At 64.2% G+C, this 895-nt stretch carries 2 protein-coding genes; both read left to right on the forward strand.

Annotation, left to right across the window (positions count from 1 at the left end; all coding sequences use genetic code 11):
• A partial coding sequence (locus MRBLSP13_RS18845; RefSeq protein ID WP_363756047.1) for a CoA transferase subunit A occupies positions 1 to 699 on the forward strand: 699 nt, incomplete at its 5' end.
• Positions 699 to 895: CoA-transferase (locus tag MRBLSP13_RS18850; protein ID WP_363756049.1), on the forward strand; the 197-nt coding region annotated here is incomplete at its 3' end. The genes MRBLSP13_RS18845 and MRBLSP13_RS18850, both read left to right, overlap by 1 nt.

Genomic DNA, 895 nt, shown 5'->3' on the forward strand with positions numbered 1-895 from the left:
CTTTACCCCGATGCTGCGCGCGCGTTGGAGGGGCTTCTCTTTGACGGGATGCATTTGTGCGCGGGCGGATTTGGGCTGTGCGGGATACCGGAACGGCTGATCGACGCGATCCGCGACAGCGGGGTCAAGGACCTGACGATTGCCTCGAACAATGCGGGGATTGACGGGGAGGGTCTGGGCAAGCTGCTGCGCACGCGGCAGGTGAAGAAGATGATCTCCAGCTATGTGGGGGAGAACAAGGAGTTCGAGCGGCAATATCTGGCCGGCGAGCTGGAGGTGGAATTCTGCCCGCAGGGGACGCTGGCGGAACGGTGCCGGGCGGGCGGCGCGGGCATTCCGGGCTTCTATACCAAGACCGGCGTCGGCACGGCGGTGGCCGAGGGCAAGGAGGTCAAGGTCTTCGACGGGCAGGATTATATCCTGGAGCGCGGGATTTTTGCCGATGTGGCGATCATCAAGGGCTGGAAGGCCGACGAGAGCGGCAACCTCATCTTCCGCAAGACGGCGCGCAACTTCAACCAGCCCATGGCGACGGCGGCGAAGATCTGCGTTGCCGAAGTGGAGGAGGTGGTGCCCACCGGCGCGCTTGACCCGGACGCGATCCATCTGCCCGGCATTTACGTCAAGCGCATGATCGTGGGCGCGCCCTATGACAAGAAGATCGAATTCCGCACCGTCCGCCAGAGGGAGGCCGTCTGATGCCCTGGAGCAGAGATGAAATGGCCGCGCGCGCGGCGCAGGAACTGCGCGACGGTTTCTACGTGAACCTGGGGATCGGCATACCGACGCTGGTGGCCAACCATATCCCCGCCGGCGTGGAAGTGACGCTGCAGTCGGAGAACGGCATGCTGGGCATCGGCCCCTTTCCCTATGAGGGGGAGGAGGATGCCGACCT

The organism is Sphingobium sp. LSP13-1-1.1, from assembly GCF_040676415.1.
Lineage (GTDB): Bacteria > Pseudomonadota > Alphaproteobacteria > Sphingomonadales > Sphingomonadaceae > Sphingobium.